This is a genomic window from Kitasatospora sp. NPDC041917, assembly GCF_055589745.1.
Genome location: NZ_JBVJBI010000010.1, coordinates 80,358 through 96,987 on the forward strand (window position 1 = coordinate 80,358; position 16,630 = coordinate 96,987).

Sequence of the window (16,630 nt, forward strand, 5' to 3'; positions counted from 1 at the left end):
CTGGTGCCCACACCCCGTCTCACATTCGCGCGCCTGTGCGCCGCGGTCACCGCGGCCCTGCCGGTACTGCTCGCCGCCCCGGCGGGCGCGGCCCCGCAGCAGCAGCCCCCGTCGGTCGCGATCGGCGGCGAGCGGCTCGGGCTCCCGGGGGTGCAGGTCGCCCCGATGGCGGGCGCTCCGCCGCTGCCCGCCGACCTCACCGGCCAGTCCTGGATAGTCTCCGACGCGGTGTCGGGGGAGGTGCTGGCGGCCAGCAATCCGCATCTGCGGCTGCCCCCGGCGAGCACTCTGAAGATCCTGTTCGCGGACACCGTGCTGCCCAAGTTCGACCGCAACGCGGTGCACCGGGTGGCCGACGAGGAGATCCAGGGGATCGGCCCCGGCAGCAGCCTGGTCGGCATCAAGGAGAACCTGGACTACCGGGTCGAGGACCTGTGGCGCGGGGTCTTCCTGAGCTCCGGAAACGACGCGGTGCACGTCCTGGCGCACATGAACGGCGGGGTGCAGCAGACCGTCGCCGAGATGCAGACGCGCGCCGACACGCTCCAGGCGCGGGACACCAGGGTGATCTCCCCGGACGGCTACGACATGGACGGCCAGGTGTCCTCGGCCTACGACCTGTCGCTGTTCGCCCGGGCCGGTCTGCGCAACGCGGACTTCCGGATGTACTGCGCGACCCGGGACGCGATGTTCCCCGGCGCCGTCGACCGGAACACCGGCCGACGCGGCAGCTTCGGGATCGCCAACACCGACCGGCTGCTGGGCAAGTACCCGGGCCTGATCGGCGTGAAGAACGGCACCACCACCAACGCCGGCTCGACCTTCGTCGGCGCCGCCGAACGCGACGGCCGCACCCTGCTGGTGACGGTGATGCACCCGTCGAGCTACCAGAAGGTGTACGACGAGACGGCCGCGCTGCTGGACTGGGGCTTCGCCGCGGCCGGCAAGGTCCAGCCGGTCGGCCGGCTGGTCGACGAGCTCCCGCCCGGCGGCGCCGAGCCGACCGGCCAGGCCGGCGGCGGTGACAGCACGCCCGTGCCGCCGCCGCACCCCGCCGCACCGGCGGCCGCGGCGCCCAGCGCGGCGGGCGGGGGCGGCCGGTTCGCTGTCGTCGGCTGGTCGGCCGTGGTGCTCGCCGGTGCCGCGCTCGGGTACGGCGCGGTGGTGCTGCGGCGCCGCTCCGCGGGCTGATCCGCCGGCTGATCCGCCGACGCCGAACCGGCTGAACACCGGCCCGCGGCAGGGCCCGGCCTCAGTCCTGGGGCCGAGCTTTCCCCTTTCCCTTTCTCTCCGTCCTCTCCTTCTTCCGGGCCCGGGCGGCCTGCTCCGCGGCGTCCGCCCGGGCCGCCGCCTCCGCCTTGTCGGCCGCTTCCAGCAGCGTCCGCCCGTGCGCCCTGGTCCGCTCCCGGGCGGCCCGCGGGTCGGCCGTCGCCGTCCAGGCCACGCAGTACATCAGCAGCCGGGAGACGAAGTTGATCCACAGCAGCAGCGCGACCGGCGTGGCGAACGCCCCGTAGAGGCTCCGTCCGGCGATCGAGCCCAGGTAGGAGGCGAGCAGGAGCTTCAGCAGCTCGAAGCCGACGGAGCCGATCAGCGCGCCCTGCACGAGGTCCCGGCGGCGCTGGTCGGTGATGCCGGGGAAGGGCGCCAGCAGGTAGGCGAAGAGCAGCATGTCGCACGCTATGGCGATCAGCACGCCGACGGCGGTGAGCAGGTACCCGCTGTTGAGGCCGATCGCGTCGGCGATCCGGCCGGCCAGCGTGGTCCCGGTGGCGGAGGCGGCCAGCGAGAACAGCGAGACCAGGCCGAGGCCGCCCAGCACCGCCACGTCCCAGGCCTTGCGCAGCACCGGGTTGCCCTCCTCCTGGGGCAGTTGCCACAGGTCCCGGATCGAGGTGCGCATGGTGTCCACCCAACCGAGGCCGGAGATCAGCAGCAGCGCCCCGCCGACCAGCCCGACGGTGCCCGCGTTGGACACCAGGGCCGGCAGGTTGAGCGCGTCCGAGAGCCCCGGCAGCTGGTCGGAGATGTGCTTCTGCAGCTCGTGCACCCGGTCGTCGCTGAGCGCCGCGGCGGCGATCGCCAGGCCCACCGTGAGCAGCGGGAAGAGGGCGAGGAAGCCGAAGAAGGTGACGGCGCCGGCCAGCCGGTTGCCCCGGGCGGCGGAGAAGTACTCGTACACCCGGTACGGGCGGCTGCGCAGCACCCGGGCCACGAGCGGGCCGAGGACCGGCAGACGGGTCAGGAAGTCCACCCACCGGTTATACCGGCCCTGTCCCCCGAATGGGCGTCAGGCCCCGGGTGGGTGTCCCGTGGGTTTCGGCGGCCCCGGCGAGGACCGGCAGGACGCCCCGCGGCTACCGCTTGACGAGTCGACGGGCCTTGGCGAGGGCTCGGACGGCCTGGTAGGCCCCGTAGCGGCCGTGGCTGAGCAGTTCGGTGCGCACGCCGTCCACGCCGGCCGGCGGCCGGTAGCCGGCCGGCCGCAGCCGGGCGCAGTGCCCGGCGGCCCGGCGGAAGTACTCGCGGCGGTCGCCGGGCGGGACCCGGCCGGGCTTGGAGACCACGGTGTTGAGGTGGTGCAGCATCCGGCCGTAGACGACCGGGCGCCAGCGCTCCAGGTCGGGGCGGCGGTCGAGGAAGGCGAAGACCAGGTCGTACTGGGCGAACACGTCGAAGTGCTTGCGGCTGGCGGTGGCCAGGATGTTGCCGCCCTCCTGGCGCTGGCGGTAGTGCACGCCGACCTGGTCGAGCAGGGTGATCCGGGCGGCGGCGAGCAGCGCCGGGTACGTCCAGGGGGTGTCCTCGTAGTAGCCGGCCGGGAAGACCAGCCGCTGTTCGGCGATGAAGCCGCGGCGGTAGGCCTTGTTCCAGACGACCTGGAGCAGGTCGAGCAGGTCGGGGCGGGCGTCGAGGTCGAAGACGTCCGGGGAGGCGGCGCCGAAGACGTGGGCGGAGGCGGCCCGGGTGATCCGGCCGTCGGCGTAGGTGCGGGCGTAGTCGTAAACCAGGATGTCCGGGTCACCCGTGGCGGTGAGCCGCTCGTCGATGCCCTTCAGCAATCCGGGGGTGAGTGTGTCGTCGCTGTCGAGGAAGATCACGTAGTCCCCGGTGGCGACCTCCAGGCCGGCGTTGCGGGCCCGGCCGAGGCCGACGTTCTCCGGCAGGTGCAGCACCCGCACCCTGGTGTCGGCGGCCGCGGCCTCGTCCAGCAGGGCGCCGCAGCCGTCCGGGGAGCGGTCGTCCACGGCGATCAGTTCGAAGTCCGGGCCGTCCTGGCCGAGTACCGAATCGAGGCATTCGGAGAGGTAGTCCTGGACCTGGTACACGGGGACGATCACGCTGAAACGGGACACGGACCCAGCGTAGTGGTCCCGGGGTGGGCGAGGTCCCCGGAGGTAGGATCGGGGGCGCACGTACGCACCGATCCAAGTGCGGCCAGGCCCCGTACGGGCTGCCACGCTCCTCCAGAGAAAGGCCTGCGTAGCCGATGGCTCCCCGCCTCTCCATCGTCGTCCCGATCTACAACGTCGAGCGCTACCTCGTCGAATGCCTCGACTCGATCGCCGCCCAGACCTTCACGGACTTCGAGTGCGTCATGGTCGACGACGGTTCGAAGGACGGCAGCGCGGCGCTCGCCGAGGCGTACGCGGCCGAGGACTCCCGGTTCCGGCTGGTCCGGCAGGTGAACAAGGGACTCGGCGCGGCCCGCAACACCGGCATCCGGCACATCGACCCGGACTCCGAGTTCCTGTGCTTCGTGGACAGCGACGACTCGATGCCGCCGAGCGCGTACGAGCTGATGATCAACACGCTGGACGAGACCGGCTCGGACTTCTGCACCGGCAACGTGCTGCGCTTCCGCGCCGTGGGCTACTACCAGTCCGGCGGCCACCTGAAGCCGTTCAAGGAGACCAGGCTCAAGACCCACATCACCGAGATCCCGGCGCTGGTCACCGACCGCACCGCGTGGAACAAGGTGTACCGCCGCTCGTTCTTCGACGGCGCCGGCCTGCTCTACCCCGAGGGCATCCTGTACGAGGACGCGCCGGTCAGCGTGCCGCACCACTACCTGGCCAAGAGCGTGGACGTGCTCTCCGAGCCGATCTACCACTGGCGCGAGCGCGAGGTCGGCGAGATGTCGATCACGCAGATGCGCACCAACCCCAAGGGCCTGATCGACCGGGTCGCCTCGGTCGAGCTGGTGCGCGCCTGGCTGATGAAGCAGACCGAGCCGCGCTTCGCCGAGTACCTGCGCTCCTACGACGAGAACACCCTCGTCGAGGAGATCCCGATGTTCTTCTCGTCCCTGGTGGAGGGGGACAAGGACTACCGGGACGCCTACCTCCAGCACGTCGGCCGGCTGCTCCGGGCGATCGGCTCCGACCACGTCGGCCGGCTGCGCGCGCCGGTGCGGCTGAAGTACCACCTGACGCTGTCGGGCCGGATGGACGAGCTGGTCGACCAGATCACGTACGAGCGCGAGAGCGGCGGCGGTGTCCAGGCCCGCGGCCTGCTGCGCCCGTACGCCGACTACCCGTTCCTGCGCGGCGGGCGCAAGAGCGTGCCGGCCGGGGTGCTCAAGCTGGACAACTCGCTGGTCATCCGCAGCCGGCTGTACCGGAGCGCCTGGGAGGACGGGAAGCTGCGGCTGACCGGGCACGCCTACCCGGAGCAGCTGGGCGCGGCCGGCAAGCACGACATGGTCCGCACCCTGGTGCTGCGCGAGGCCAAGGGCCGCCGGGTCATCGCGGTGCCGATGAGGACGACGTACAGCCCCGAGGCCACCGCGAGCTGCCAGCACGACCTGTACAGCTGCGACTGGTCCGGCTTCAACGTGGCCATCGACCCGAAGAGGCTCAGGCACCGCGGCCAGTGGAAGGACGGCAACTGGCGCGTCCTGGTGGCCGGCGCCGGCAAGGGCGGGGTCTACAAGGGCCGGATCTCGGCCGGGTGGAGCGACAGCGCGCAGTTCCTCCCGTCGCACTGGGTCGAGCCGGACGTGCGGATCGTGCCGTGGATCCGGGACAACTTCGTCTACCTCCGGGTGGAGACGGTCAAGGCCCGGGTGACCGGCCTGGCCGCGCACGGCGACCGGCTGGAGGTCTCGGGCGCGGCCCGCTCCGGCCCGAGCTTCGCCGGGGCGCGGCTGCGGCTCACCCACGCCGAGTCGGACCGCCACGTGACCTTCCCGCTGGAGCTGGGCGCTCCGGTCGGCTCGCTCCAGCCGTTCACCGCGCTCGCCCCGGTCGCCGAGCTGACCGCCGTCCGCGAGGCCTGGGCCGAGCTGGACCCGGTGGCCGGCGAGCGCAGCCGCGACCACTGGGACGGCTCCCTGCTGCTGGCCGACGGCAGCACCGTCCCGCTGGCCTGGGACGACCGCAACGCGCCCGAGCGGCTGCACCTGGCGCTGAACCCGCAGGCCCCGGTGGCCGAGCGCCGGGCGCTCTACTCCAAGCCCTCCCCCAACGGGCACCTCCAGTTCACCGACCAGGTGCTCCAGCCGCTGGTGGACGACGTGTCCTCGCGCGGCGCCGACGGCTTCCTGCTGAGCGGCTCGTTCCCGCTGCCCGGCGCGCACCGCTGGGAACTGGTGGTCCGTCACAAGTGGCGCGAGGAGGAGCACGCCTACCCGGTGGAGATCTCCGACGGCCGGTTCCGCACCGCGCTGCCCGCCGTGCCGACCGCCTCCTTCGCCGGCCGGGTGCCGCTCTCCCGGGGCACCTGGCACGTCGTCTTCCGCCCGGTCGGCGTGCAGGTGCCCGAACTGCCGGACGCCGCCGCGCTGGTCACCCCGGACTGCTTCGACGTCCTGCCGGTCGTGGTGGAGTCCCGCGGCAAGCGGATACTGCTGGAGCGTCGCGACCACGACGGCCTGTCGCTGGAGTCGGACTCGGTGCTGCTGCCCGAGGAGCGGGCCGGCTTCCGCCAGCGCCAGCTGCAGAGCGTGGACTACCCGGCTGCCCGACGGCTGCCGGTGCGCGACACGGTGGTGTACCACACCGGCAAGTACGGCACGTACTCCGGCTCGCCCCGGGCCGTCCACGAGGAGCTGGTCCGCCGCGGCCTGCCGCTGGAGCACCTGTGGGGCAACGACGACATGCAGGCCGAGCTGCCGCAGAGCGCGACCGCGCTGCGGTACCGCAGCCCGGAGTGGTACGAGGCGCTGGCCACCGCCAAGTACGTGGTGGCCAGCACCCACCTGCCCGACTTCTTCGTCCGCCGTCCCGACCAGGTGGTCGTCCAGACCTGGCACGGCACCCCGCTGAAGCAGATCGGCTTCGACTTCGAGAAGGTCTGGTTCACCGACTCCAAGTACCTCAAGAGCCTGGCCCGGGAGGTCCCGAACTGGAGCCTGCTGGTGGCCGGCAACCGCTGGTCGGCCCCGGTGCTGCGGCGCGCCTTCGACTTCAAGGGCGAGATCCTGGAGAGCGGCTCGCCCCGGAACGACCTGCTGTTCGCCTCCGACCGGGAGAAGACCGCCGAGCAGGTCCGGGAGCGGCTCGGCCTGCCCGAGGGCAAGAAGGTCGTGCTCTACGCGCCGACGTGGCGCGAGGACCGGCGCCGGCCGCAGGACGGCTACCAGATCGACCTGCGGATCGACCTGGCGGCGGCCAGGGCCGCGCTCGGCGACGACCAGGTGCTGCTGGTGCGCCGGCACCACCTGATGTGCGGCCAGATCCCGGGCGCCGGCAACGGCTACATCTGGGACGTCGGCAGCTACCCCGACATGGCGGAGCTGCTGCTGATCGCCGACGTGCTGGTGACCGACTACTCGGCGAGCGTGTTCGACTTCGCGGCGACCGGCAAGCCGATCGTGTTCTTCACCTACGACCTGGAGCACTACCGGGACAACCTGCGCGGCTTCAGCCTGAACTTCGAGGCCGAGGCGCCCGGCCCGATGCCGGCCACCTCCGAGGAACTCGTCTCCGTGCTCGGCCGGGTGGACGGGATCACGGCCGAGTACGCGGACCGGGCCACCGCGTTCCGCGAGGCGTACTGCGACCTGGACGACGGCAAGGCCTCCGCCCGGGTGGTCGACGCGATGCTCCGCAAGGAGTAGCCGCCGTACACGCTCCGGCGGGCGCCCGGCACCGATCGGTGCCGGGCGCCCGCATGTGTCCGGGCACCTGTGCGTCCGGGCGGAAGGGACCGAAAAGGGCCCGGCGGAAAGGACCGGAACACCGGATCCGCATTCGAACCGGCGTTCCCGGAAATGCATTCCCCGGGGCATTCGAAAAAGCGTGCAATTGACCCCGGCGCCATTTCTGGATGGGATGTTGACTTCCCTTCCGAAGGGCTCCCACCGCCATGCCTGTGCTCACGCGGCTGGTCCTGCCGCATGCCGCCCCCCGGGTGACCGCCGGCCGCCCCGCCGAGGACGAGGACGTCGTCTTCGGGCTGCTGCGCGCCCACTGGCACGGCCGCGGCCTGGAGCTCACCGGCTTCGCCCGCCCGAAGGGCCAGGACACCGCCCGCCCCGGCTCCGCCTGGACCTGGCTGACCCTGCGCCACCAGAACCGGTCCCAGCCGCCGCTGCACCTGCGCTCCCGCCCCCGCCGGATGCCCGAGGTCACCGACGACAGCGCCCAGTCCGAGCACAACCACGACTGGTCCGGCTTCACCGCGCTGATAGCACCCGGCCGGCTGCGCCGCGGGGACCACTGGCTGCTCGGCGACTGGCGGATCGAGGCCACGCTCTTCACCCGCCCCCGCCCCGCCCGGGTGCGCCGCCGGTACGGCGCCCTCGCCCCGCACTGGTGCGGCTCCGGCGAGTACCCGCCGGCCCACTGGGTGGACGACGGCGTCCGGCTCCAGCCGTTCTTCGCCGACGGCCGGCTGCGGCTGCGGCTGGAGCGCCCGGCCGTCCGGATCACCCGCGCCGCCCCCGCCCCCGACGGCCTGGACCTGGGCGGGGTCGCCGACGCCTGTCCCTCCGGCACCGTGCTGCGGCTGCGCCACCGGGAGAGCGACGCGGTGGTCGAGCAGCCGCTCGCCCGCACCGGCAACACCTTCACCGTCCGGGTGCCGTACCGGCCGTTCACCGCCGACGGGCGGGGCAGCGGCAGGCTGGAGCACTGGGACGCCGAACTGCTGCGCCCCGACGGCGGCACCGAACAGCTCTGCCTCGACGAGCGCGGCGGCCCGGTGGCCGGCCAGCACCCGCTGCCCGGTGTCCCGGACCGGGTGCTCTATCTCAAGCACCTCGCCGACGGCCGGCTCCAGCTCTGCGTCCAGCCCGCGGCCGGCCTGGTCGACCGGATCGCCGTACGGGACGGCGGCTTCGAACTGTCCGGCCGCTGCCCGGACCCGGCCGCGGACCGGCTGCAGCTGGTGCTGCGGCACGCCGGCTCCGCGAGCGAGGTCCGCACCCCGGTCGCCACCGGCCCGGACGGCCGCTTCCGGGTCCGGGTGCCCGCCGCCCGGACCGGCTCGGATGGCGTCGCGCTGCCGCTGCGCAAAGGCGTCTGGGAGGCCGCCCTGGAGCCGGTCGCCCGCCCCGGGGACGCCCGGCCGCTGCTCGCCGCCCCCGCCGCGCTGTCCGCCGTCCCCGCCGCCACCACCGCCGGCGGCAAGCGGGTCCTGCTGCAGCGCCGGTGGCACGACACCCTGGTGGTGGACTCCACGCCGGTGCTCACCGCCGCCGAGCGCAGCGCCTGGACGCAGCGCCGGCTGCGCACCGAGCGCTACCCGGCCGCCCGCCGCGCGCCACTGCGCGAGGCGGTGCTGTACGACGTGTTCGGCGGCCGCGGCTATGCCGACTCCCCACGCGCGGTGCACACCGAACTCGTGCGCCGCAACGCCCGGTTGGAGCACCTGTGGGTGGTCGACGACGCCCAGGCCGTGGTGCCGCCCGGGATCGTCCCGGTGCGCAGCTGGAGCCCGGAGTGGTACCGCGCGCTGGCCACCTGCCGGTACCTGGTCGGCAACACCCACTTCCCGGACTTCCTGGAGCGCCGTCCCGGCCAGGTCGTCGTGCAGACCTGGCACGGCTCCCTGCTGAAGCGGATCGCCCACGACGTCGAGAGCCCCTGGCTGGCCGACCGCGGCTATCTGGCGGCGCTCGACCGGGAGACGCCGCAGTGGAGCCTGCTGCTCTCCCCCAGCCCGTTCGCCACCCCGATCCTGCGGCGCGCCTTCCGCTACGCCGGCGAGCTGCTGGAGTCCGGGTACCCGCGCAACGACGTGCTCGCCCGACCGGACCCGCGGACCGTCGCCGCCGTCCGCCGCCGGCTCGGCGTTCCCGAGGGCCGGCGGATCGTGCTGTACGCACCGACCTGGCGCGAGGACCAGCAGCGCGGCGACGGCGAGGGCTTCCGGCTCGACCTGCGGCTGGACCTCGACCACGCCCGGCGCCTGCTCGGGCCGGACCACGTGCTGCTGGTCCGCCCGCACGCGCACGTGCGCGAACCGCTGCCCGGCGCCGGCGACGGCTTCCTGTACGACTGCGGGGACTACCCCGACCCGCAGGAACTGCTGCTGGTCGCGGACGTCCTGGTGACCGACTACTCGTCGATCATGTTCGACTTCGCCATCACCGGCCGTCCGATGTACTTCTTCACCTACGACCTGGAGCACTACCGCGACACCCTGCGCGGCTTCTCCTTCGACTTCGAGGCGAACGCCCCCGGCCCGCTGGTGCCGACCTCGGCCGAACTGCTCGGCGCGCTGCGCGGACTCGCCGACGGCGACGGCGGACCGCCGCCCGACTACGCCGAGCGCTACCGGCGCTTCCGGGCCGAGCACTGCGCCCTGGACGACGGCCGCGCGGCCCGCCGGGTGGTCGACCGGATGCTCGAACTCGGCGGCCGGGGAGGCCGGGCGGCGGGGCTAGGCTGCGCGGCGGGGCCAGGAGACGCCCCGGTTCACCCGAACGGGTAGCTCCGCCAGGGCCGCCAGACCTCGTCCGCGCCGAACCGGGAGAGGCCGAAGCCCTCCACCGGGAAGTCCGCCCGGAAGTCGCGTGCCTGCTCGTACGCCTGGTCCAGCACGTCGTCCGACAGTCCGTGGGCGACCGTCACGTGCGGGTGGTACGGGAAGGCCAGCTCGCGGGCCAGCGGGCCGGAGCGGATGTCCGCCTCCAGCAGCCGGCACTCCTGGGCGCCCTCCTCGACCCGGACGTACACCACCGGGGAGACCGGGCGGAAGGTCCCGCTGCCGTGCAGCAGCATCCGGAACGGGCGGTGCGCGGCCGCCACCGCCGCCAGGTGCTCCTCGATCTTCGGCAGCGCCTCGGCGGGCACCTCGGTCGGCGGCAGCAGGGTGACGTGGGTGGGTATCGACCGGGCCAGCGGATCGCCGTGCCCGGCCCGGGCGTCCTGGACCGCCGTGCCGTACGGGTCCGGGACGCTCACGGACACGCCGATGGTGACGACCTCGGGGAGGTCGCCACCACCGGGCAGGTGCGTGAGGGGAGTCACCGCTTGGCGGCCGGAAGGAAGCCGATCCGGTCGTACACCGTCTCCAGCGTCACCGACGCCACCGCGCGCGCCTTCTCGGCGCCGATCGCCAGCACCCGGTCCAGCTCCGCCGGGTCGTCCAGGAACACCCGGGTGCGCTCCTGGAAGGGGGTGACCCACTCGGTGAACAGCTCGGCCAGCTCGGTCTTCAGGGCGCCGTACATCTTGCCCTCGAAGTGCTCGACCAGCTGGTCCACCGACCGGCCGCTGAGCGCGGAGTGGATGCGCAGCAGGTTGGAGACGCCCGGCTTCTCCTCCTCGTCGTAGGAGACGACGGTGCCGGTGTCGGTGACGGCGCTCTTGAACTTCTTGGCGCTGACCTTCGACTCGTCCAGCAGGCTGACCAGGCCCTTGGCCGAGGAGGCCGACTTGCTCATCTTGATGCCCGGGTCCTGGAGGTCCATGATCTTCGCCGTCTCCTTGAGGATGTACGGCTTCGGGATCGTGAACGTGGGGGCGTAGCGCGAGTTGAACCGCTCGGCGATGTCGCGGGTGATCTCCACGTGCTGGCGCTGGTCCTCGCCGACCGGGACGGCGTCCGCCTGGTAGAGCAGGATGTCCGCGATCTGGAGGATCGGGTAGGTGAACAGGCCGACCGTGGTGCCCTCGGAGCCGTACCGGGAGGACTTGTCCTTGAACTGGGTCATCCGCGAGGCCTCGCCGAAGCCGGTGAGGCAGTTCATCACCCAGGCGAGCTGGGCGTGCTCGGGCACGTGCGACTGGACGAAGAGCGTGCAGTGGTCCGGGTCCAGGCCCGCGCCGAGCAGCTGGGCGGCGGAGATCCGGGTGTTCTCGCGCAGCGTCGCCGGGTCCTGCGGCACCGTGATCGCGTGCAGGTCGACGACCATGTAAAAGGCGTCGTTCTCCTTCTGCAGGTCGACCCACTGGCGCACCGCGCCCAGGTAGTTGCCGAGGTGGAACGAGCCGGAAGTGGGCTGGATGCCGGAGAGCACCCGGGGACGGTCCTTGGCCGGACCGGTGACCGCTGCGTTGACCATGCGCGCCATTGTTCCAGTTCCACCGCTCGCTCAGGAAACCTCCGCCCCCGGAGGTTCGGCCAGTGTGACCGCACTCACCCCGACCCGGGCGATCCGCCGGCCCTCGACCTTGGCCACCGTCAGCAGCACCCCGCCGCCGCCCTCGACCGGAACGCGCACCTGGTCGCCGTCCCGGGGCAGCCGGCCGAGCGCGGCGACCAGGCAGCCCGCCACCGTCTCGTACGGACCCTCGGGCAGGGTGACGCCGGTCTCCTCGGCGAAGTCGCCGAGGTTGAGCAGGCCGTCCAGCTCGACGCCGCCGCCGGCCAGCCGGCGGGTGGGGGCGGCCTCCGGGCGGTCGTACTCGTCCCGGATCTCGCCGATCACCTCCTCGACCAGGTCCTCCAGGGTGACGATCCCGGCGGTGCCGCCGTACTCGTCCACCACGATGGCCAGGTGGTGGCCCTCCCGGCGCATCTCGCCCATCGCCTCCAGCACCAGCTTGGTGCCGGGCAGCAGCTTGACCGGGCGGGCCAGGTCGCGGACCTTGACGGCCTGCTCGCCGCGCGCGCCGTACAGGTCGCGGACGTGGACGAAGCCGACCACCGCGTCGGCGCTGCCCTCGACCACCGGGTAGCGCGAGTGCGGGGAGGTGTCGGCCTGGTGCCGCACGGCGGCCAGCGGGCGCTCGGCGTCCAGGAACGTCACCTCGGTGCGCGGGACCATCACCTCGCGCAGCTGACGCTCTCCGGCGGAGAACACATCGGCGATCAACGCCCGTTCGTCGCTTCCGAGTTCGGTGTTGGCGGCGACCAGGCCGCGCAGTTCCTCGGAGCTCATCGAGCCGCGGCCCGCCGCCGGGTCGCCGCCGAGCAACCGGACCATCAGGTTGGTGGAGTGGCCGAGCAGCCAGATCACCGGCCGCAGCACCACCGACATCACGTCCACCACCGGGGCGGCGATGACCGAGATGGACGCGGCGCGCTGCAGGCCGATCCGCTTGGGGGTCAGCTCGCCCAGCACCAGCGAGGCGTAGCTGATCACCAGGGTGAGGCCGACCAGGGCCACCGCGTCGGCCACGCCCGCGGACAGCCCGGCCCGGACGAACAGCGGTGCGACCTTGCCGGACAGGGTGTCCGCGCCGAAGGCGGCCGACAGGAAGCCCATGCAGGTCACCCCGACCTGGACGGCGGCCAGGAAGCGGTTGGGGTCGGCCGCCAGGTGCGCGGCCCGCGCCGCGCGCCGCGTGCCGAGCCCCTCCAGCGTCCGGATCTGGCCCTCGCGCAGCGAGATCAGCGAGATCTCGGCGACGTTGAACAACCCGCCCAGCAGGATGAAGACGAGGACGAGCGCGGCGTCCCCGAGTGTTTCGTTCACAGCGGGCCAGTGTAGGACGGCCGCTGCCGCGAGGACCCGAACACGACGGCGGCCCGCCGCTTCCGGGAGGGAAGCGGCGGGCCGCCGGCGGAACCGTGCGGGGCGGGCTCAGATGAGGCCCAGCTCCTGGACCGCGTCGCGCTCCTCGGTCAGCTCCTTGACCGAGGCGTCGATGCGGGCGCGCGAGAAGTCGGAGATCTCCAGGCCCTGGACGATCTCGAACTTGCCGTCCTTGGTGGTGACGGGGAAGGAGGAGATCAGGCCCTCCGGAACGCCGTAGGAGCCGTCGGAGACGACACCCATGGAGGTCCAGTCGCCCTCGGCGGTGCCGTTGACCCAGGTGTGGACGTGGTCGATGGCGGCGTTGGCGGCCGAGGCGGCCGAGGAGGCGCCGCGGGCGTCGATGATGGCGGCACCGCGCTTGGCGACGGTCGGGATGAACTCGCCCTCCAGCCAGGCCAGGTCGCTGCCGACGGCCTCGAAGGCCGGCTTGCCGGCGATCTCGGCCTGGAAGATGTCCGGGTACTGGGTCGCGGAGTGGTTGCCCCAGATGGTGACGCGCTTGATGTCGGAGACCAGGGCGCCGGTCTTGGAGGACAGCTGGCCGACGGCGCGGTTGTGGTCCAGGCGGGTCATCGCGGTGAAGCGCTCGGCCGGGACGTCCGGGGCGTTGCGCTGGGCGATCAGGGCGTTGGTGTTGGCCGGGTTGCCGACGACCAGGACCTTGATGTCGTCCGCGGCGTTGTCGTTGATGGCCTTGCCCTGCGGGCCGAAGATGCCGCCGTTGGCCGACAGCAGGTCGCCGCGCTCCATGCCCGCGGTGCGCGGACGGGCGCCGACCAGCAGCGCGACGTTGGCGCCGTCGAAGGCCACGTTCGGCTGGTCCGTGATCGTGATGTCGCGCAGCAGCGGGAAGGCGCAGTCGACGAGCTCCATGGCGGTGCCCTCGGCGGCCTTGAGGCCCTGCGGGATCTCCAGGAGGCGCAGGTTCACCGGCACGTCGGCACCGAGCAGGTGGCCCGAGGCGATGCGGAAGAGCAGCGCGTAGCCGATCTGGCCGGCTGCTCCGGTGATGGTGACGTTGACGGGGGTGCGGGTCATTTCTACCTTCTCCAGCAAATCGCCAGGCGCCCCAGGCACACCGGCACTGGAGCCAGGATGATCTCTCTCGACGTCGAGAGACCGGCGTCAGGTTATCGCAAAGGGAAGCGTATGCCCGGTGTCCCGGCGTGGCTGATGCGTCACAGAAGCAAGGCGGCCCCCGCCCGGGCCCTGGATTTCCACGGGACCGGGCGGGGGCCGTCGCAGGCCCTGCGGATCAGTGCCTGGGCCGGCCCATCAGCTGGCCGATGTTGTCGAGCAGCGGGATCTGCAGCCACGGGTTCGGCTGCGCCACCAGGGTCAGCAGCACGATCGAGATGCCCAGGAAGCTCAGCACGATCACGTCGGTGAAGCGGCTGCGCACCGCCAGCATCCCGACCTCGGGCAGCACCAGCCGCAGCACCGCGCCGAGCAGCACGCCGCAGCCGAGGATCAGCAGCCCGTACTTGAACCCGTCCTTGAAGTCGGCGAACCAGGTGACCGCGAGGCCGGCGCCGACGACCAGCAGGACCAGCGTGATCGGCCACTGCCGCACCGGCAGGGCGTGCTCGCGTCCGAGGGCCGCGGAGGCGCCCTCGGGCGGCAGGGTGCCGGTCGTCCTGACCGGCCTGCGGCGGGACCGTGCCGGTCGCGGTTCAGTCATGCTCGCCGTCCCTGGGGTGTCAGATGCCGGCGCGGCGCTCGGCCGCCTCGACGATGTTGTTGAGCAGCATCGCGCGGGTCATCGGGCCCACGCCGCCGGGGTTCGGGGAGATCCAGCCGGCCACCTCGGCCACACCCGGGTGCACGTCGCCGACGATCTTGCCCTCGCTGCGGCTGACGCCCACGTCCAGCACCGCCGCGCCCGGCTTGACGTCCTCCGGCTTGACCAGGTGCGGCACGCCGGCGGCGGCCATGATGATGTCGGCCTTGCGCAGGTGGGCGCCGAGGTCCCGGGTGCCGGTGTGGCACAGGGTGACGGTGGCGTTCTCGCTGCGGCGGGTCAGCAGCAGGCCGATCGAGCGGCCGACGGTGATGCCGCGGCCGACCACGACCACCTCGGCGCCGTTGATCTCGACGTCGTGGCGGCGCAGCAGCTCGACGATGCCGAGCGGGGTGCACGGCAGCGGGCCCTCGATGCCCAGGGCGAGCCGGCCGAGCGAGGTCGGGTGCAGGCCGTCGGCGTCCTTGTCCGGGTCCATCAGCTCCAGGACCGGGTTCTGGTCCAGGCCCTTGGGCAGCGGCAGCTGGACGATGTAGCCGGTGCAGGACGGGTCGGCGTTGAGCTCGCGGACGACGTTCTCGACGTCCTCCTGGGTGGCGGTGGCGGGCAGCTCGCGCTGGATCGAGGCGATGCCGACCTCGGCGCAGTCCTTGTGCTTGCCGTTCACGTACCAGCGGCTGCCCGGGTCGTCGCCGACCAGGACGGTGCCGAGGCCGGGCGTGACGCCCTTCGCCTTGAGGACCGCCACGCGGGCGGCGAGTTCGGACTTGATCGCGGCGGCGGTGGCCTTGCCATCGAGAATCTGGGCAGTCATGACCCCATTCTCCCGGATCGCCGGGGGTCTCCGTACCGAGGGCGTCCGACCGCTGCCGACACGCTCGCGGGCGCGGTTGCGGGCGCGGTCCCGGGCGCGGCTCCGGGCGCGACTCCGGCCCGCTCCCGGGCCCGCTTCCGGGGTGGACGAACGGGTGAACGGACGGGTACGAAGGTCCGACGCACGTTGCGGTTGCGCCACAGTCTTGACGCGGCACGCGGAACCGGCTGGACAGGGCGCCGCCGTCCGGATGACGATAAGCGCGCATTCCCGCCGCGATACCGGCCCGGTGACGGGCCGACGGACCCCGCGGCGGGGCGTACCCGGGGGAAAGAGCCAGTGAGCCGACCACAGCAGAACGAGCAGTCCGACCGCGGGGGCACCGTTCCGCCCGCGCCGTACCCGTCGGCCGCCTCGCACCCCTGACGCTCACCACGCTGCGAGCCGCGGCGCCCGTCACCGCCGCCGGGCCGTTCCCCGCTCCGCCGACGTCCCCCTCGGCCGGTGACCCGACTCACCGACCGGGACCGTCGGCGTCCCGTCCCCGCGTCCCCGTAACTGCCCGGAGGCATCCATGACGTACCCGCCCGACCCGAACAACCCGTACGGCCAGCCGCCGGCCGCCCCGGGCTACGGCTACCCGCAGCAGGCCCCGCCGCAGGCCGCCCCGGGCTACGGCTACCCGCAGCAGGCCCCGGCCTACGGGTATGCGCCGATGGTCCCGCCGTCCATGCCGGGCCTGATGACCACGGCCCGGGTACTGCTGTTCATCGTCGGCGGCGTCCAGACGCTCGCCGCGATCTCCTACGTGATCATCGGGGCGGCGGCCAAGGACGTCACCAACGCCGCCAGCCGGACCACCAGCGACGACAACCCGTTCACCGCGCTGGGCGACGCCGCCGCCGGTGTCCTGCTCGTCGTCGGCGTGCTGTTCGGGCTGTTCGCCGCGCTCTCCATCACGCTCGGCGTGAAGTTCGGCAAGGGCGGCAACGCCGTCCGCGTCACCACCATCGTGTACGGCTCGCTGGGTGCCCTGGTCGGCCTGCTGATCCTGCTCGGCGCCATCTCCGGCGGCACCGCGGTCGGCCTGGTGATGGCCCTGCTCTGGCTGGCGATCAGCATCATCTGGATCACCGCCATGTGCGTCCAGGACGGCGTCAACTGGTTCAACCGGCCGCGTTACTGACCGGCCCGCACG

At 72.8% G+C, this 16,630-nt stretch carries 12 protein-coding genes; 4 read left to right on the plus strand and 8 right to left on the minus strand.

Features of this window, described 5'->3' with window-relative positions; all coding sequences use genetic code 11:
* The first annotated feature begins 3 nt into the window (after positions 1-3).
* Complete coding sequence (locus tag ACZ6EM_RS14815) at positions 4-1,191, plus strand: D-alanyl-D-alanine carboxypeptidase family protein (RefSeq protein ID WP_465772511.1); 1,188 nt, start codon at positions 4-6, stop codon at positions 1,189-1,191.
* A gap of 61 nt (positions 1,192-1,252) precedes the next feature.
* Here the strand turns inward: ACZ6EM_RS14815 and ACZ6EM_RS14820 are convergent, their stop codons facing one another.
* Both ACZ6EM_RS14820 and ACZ6EM_RS14825 read right to left on the minus strand, forming a co-directional pair.
* Entirely contained in the window at positions 1,253-2,254 is a 1,002-nt protein-coding gene (locus ACZ6EM_RS14820; protein WP_452179715.1) for a YihY/virulence factor BrkB family protein, read from the minus strand.
* A gap of 103 nt (positions 2,255-2,357) precedes the next feature.
* Complete coding sequence (locus ACZ6EM_RS14825; protein ID WP_401043740.1) at positions 2,358-3,356, minus strand: glycosyltransferase family 2 protein; 999 nt, start codon at positions 3,354-3,356, stop codon at positions 2,358-2,360.
* Positions 3,357-3,490: 134 nt separating this feature from the next.
* On the opposite strand from ACZ6EM_RS14825, the gene ACZ6EM_RS14830 reads away from it, so the two are divergent.
* On the plus strand, positions 3,491-7,063 hold the full coding sequence (locus tag ACZ6EM_RS14830; RefSeq protein WP_465772512.1) for a bifunctional glycosyltransferase/CDP-glycerol:glycerophosphate glycerophosphotransferase: 3,573 nt from the start codon (positions 3,491-3,493) through the stop codon (positions 7,061-7,063).
* Between the two features lie 248 nt (positions 7,064-7,311).
* A complete protein-coding gene (locus tag ACZ6EM_RS14835; protein WP_401043737.1) occupies positions 7,312-9,882 on the plus strand; it encodes a CDP-glycerol glycerophosphotransferase family protein in 2,571 nt (856 codons plus the stop codon).
* Here the strand turns inward: ACZ6EM_RS14835 and ACZ6EM_RS14840 are convergent.
* From ACZ6EM_RS14840 to ACZ6EM_RS14865, 6 genes are all read right to left on the minus strand, one after another.
* The gene (locus ACZ6EM_RS14840) at positions 9,867-10,421 is read right to left on the minus strand and encodes a 2'-5' RNA ligase family protein (RefSeq protein ID WP_380542974.1); all 555 of its coding nucleotides are present in this window, start codon (positions 10,419-10,421) and stop codon (positions 9,867-9,869) included. The genes ACZ6EM_RS14835 and ACZ6EM_RS14840 overlap by 16 nt on opposite strands.
* Positions 10,418-11,413: a tryptophan--tRNA ligase gene (gene trpS / locus ACZ6EM_RS14845; RefSeq protein ID WP_401043748.1), complete on the minus strand. Its 996-nt coding sequence runs from the start codon at positions 11,411-11,413 to the stop codon at positions 10,418-10,420. Before trpS ends, ACZ6EM_RS14840 begins: the two co-directional genes overlap by 4 nt.
* Before the next feature lie 75 nt (positions 11,414-11,488).
* On the minus strand, positions 11,489-12,814 hold the full coding sequence (locus ACZ6EM_RS14850; RefSeq protein ID WP_401043734.1) for a hemolysin family protein: 1,326 nt from the start codon (positions 12,812-12,814) through the stop codon (positions 11,489-11,491).
* A gap of 108 nt (positions 12,815-12,922) precedes the next feature.
* On the minus strand, positions 12,923-13,915 hold the full coding sequence (locus ACZ6EM_RS14855; RefSeq protein ID WP_465772513.1) for a malate dehydrogenase: 993 nt from the start codon (positions 13,913-13,915) through the stop codon (positions 12,923-12,925).
* Between the two features lie 217 nt (positions 13,916-14,132).
* Positions 14,133-14,558 carry a DUF3017 domain-containing protein gene (locus ACZ6EM_RS14860; RefSeq protein ID WP_359915192.1) on the minus strand — a complete coding sequence of 142 codons (426 nt, stop codon included), beginning with the start codon at positions 14,556-14,558 and terminating at the stop codon, positions 14,133-14,135.
* 19 nt (positions 14,559-14,577) lie between these two features.
* A complete protein-coding gene (locus ACZ6EM_RS14865; protein ID WP_465772514.1) occupies positions 14,578-15,432 on the minus strand; it encodes a bifunctional methylenetetrahydrofolate dehydrogenase/methenyltetrahydrofolate cyclohydrolase in 855 nt (284 codons plus the stop codon).
* 574 nt (positions 15,433-16,006) lie between these two features.
* Between ACZ6EM_RS14865 and ACZ6EM_RS14870 the strand changes: the two genes are divergently transcribed.
* Entirely contained in the window at positions 16,007-16,618 is a 612-nt protein-coding gene (locus tag ACZ6EM_RS14870; RefSeq protein WP_359915188.1) for a hypothetical protein, read from the plus strand.
* The last annotated feature ends 12 nt before the right edge of the window (positions 16,619-16,630 follow it).

What these genes read in the sequence shown, in the direction of transcription:
- ACZ6EM_RS14830 (WP_465772512.1), top strand. Translation starts at nt 3,491, where the DNA reads ATGGCTCCCCGCCTCTCCATCGTCGTCCCGATCTACAACGTCGAGCGC.
- ACZ6EM_RS14835 (WP_401043737.1), top strand. Translation starts at nt 7,312, where the DNA reads ATGCCTGTGCTCACGCGGCTGGTCCTGCCGCATGCCGCCCCCCGGGTG.
- ACZ6EM_RS14855 (WP_465772513.1), bottom strand. Translation starts at nt 13,915, where the DNA reads ATGACCCGCACCCCCGTCAACGTCACCATCACCGGAGCAGCCGGCCAG.
- ACZ6EM_RS14860 (WP_359915192.1), bottom strand. Translation starts at nt 14,558, where the DNA reads ATGACTGAACCGCGACCGGCACGGTCCCGCCGCAGGCCGGTCAGGACG.
- ACZ6EM_RS14865 (WP_465772514.1), bottom strand. Translation starts at nt 15,432, where the DNA reads ATGACTGCCCAGATTCTCGATGGCAAGGCCACCGCCGCCGCGATCAAG.
- ACZ6EM_RS14870 (WP_359915188.1), top strand. Translation starts at nt 16,007, where the DNA reads ATGACGTACCCGCCCGACCCGAACAACCCGTACGGCCAGCCGCCGGCC.